The 1385-nt window shown below is 54.9% G+C and carries 1 rRNA gene; it reads right to left on the bottom strand.

Annotation, left to right across the window (positions count from 1 at the left end):
- Positions 1-1285 (bottom strand): 23S ribosomal RNA (locus KD1_RS17250); the annotation flags it as partial.
- Positions 1286-1385: the final 100 nt, after the last annotated feature.

The following is a 1385-nucleotide window of genomic DNA, read 5'->3' as shown; positions in this document are numbered from 1 at the left end:
CGGACGTACATGGTTTGGGTTCGTGCCGATGCCACGGCTTCGGTGGTGTGCTTGAGCCCCGCTACATTGTCGGCGCGGAATCACTTGACCAGTGAGCTATTACGCACTCTTTAAAGGGTGGCTGCTTCTAAGCCAACCTCCTGGTTGTCACAGCAACTCCACATCCTTTCCCACTTAGCACACGCTTAGGGACCTTAGCCGGTGATCTGGGCTGTTTCCCTCTCGACTACGGAGCTTATCCCCCGCAGTCTCACTGCCACGCTTACACTTACCGGCATTCGGAGTTTGGCTAACGTCAGTAACCCGGTGGGGCCCATCGGCTATCCAGTAGCTCTACCTCCGGCAAGCAACACGCAACGCTGCACCTAAATGCATTTCGGGGAGAACCAGCTATCACGGAGTTTGATTGGCCTTTCACCCCTACCCACAGCTCATCCCCTCAGTTTTCAACCTAAGTGGGTTCGGTCCTCCACGACGTCTTACCGTCGCTTCAACCTGGCCATGGGTAGATCACTCCGCTTCGGGTCTAGACCCGGCGACTCAACCGCCCTATTCGGACTCGCTTTCGCTACGGCTACCCCACACGGGTTAACCTCGCCACCGAGCACTAACTCGCAGGCTCATTCTTCAAAAGGCACGCCGTCAACCCACAAGGAGTCTCCGACGGATTGTAGGCACACGGTTTCAGGAACTATTTCACTCCCCTCCCGGGGTACTTTTCACCTTTCCCTCACGGTACTTGTCCGCTATCGGTCACCAGAGAATATTTAGGCTTAGCAGGTGGTCCTGCCAGATTCACACGAGATTCCTCGAGCCCCGTGCTACTTGGGAACAACGTCAATGGAGCCGGTATCGTTTCGCCTACGGGGGTACCACCCTCTACGCCAGGCCATTCAAGACCCTTCGACTACAACACCGGTTTCTCACTCCACACCACCATGTCAGTAGCAGTACGACACATCCCACAACCCCGACCATGCAACGCCTGACAGCTCATCACACACAACCGGTTTAGCCTCATCCACTTTCGCTCGCCACTACTCATGGAATCACTATTGTTTTCTCTTCCTGTGGGTACTGAGATGTTTCACTTCCCCACGTTCCCTCCACACACCCTATACATTCAGGTGCGAGTGACCAGGCACAACCCTGGCCGGGTTTCCCCATTCGGAAATCCTCGGATCACAGTCAGGTTATCGACTCCCCGAGGCATATCGCAGATTCCCACGTCCTTCATCGGTTTCTGGTGCCAAGGCATCCACCGTGCGCCCTTAAAAACTTGACAAAACACACACAAAAACAAAGATGCTCGCGTCCACTGTGAAGTTCTCAACAAACAAACAACCCACCACCATGCGAGCACCACACCACACCAACACACCCAC

The sequence above is a fragment of the Kribbia dieselivorans NBRC 106261 genome, assembly GCF_001552435.1.
Classification (GTDB): Bacteria; Actinomycetota; Actinomycetes; order Actinomycetales; family Dermatophilaceae; genus Kribbia; species Kribbia dieselivorans.
The sequence above is the reverse complement of the archived record's forward strand: the minus strand, read 5'-3'. Positions and strand labels throughout refer to the sequence as shown.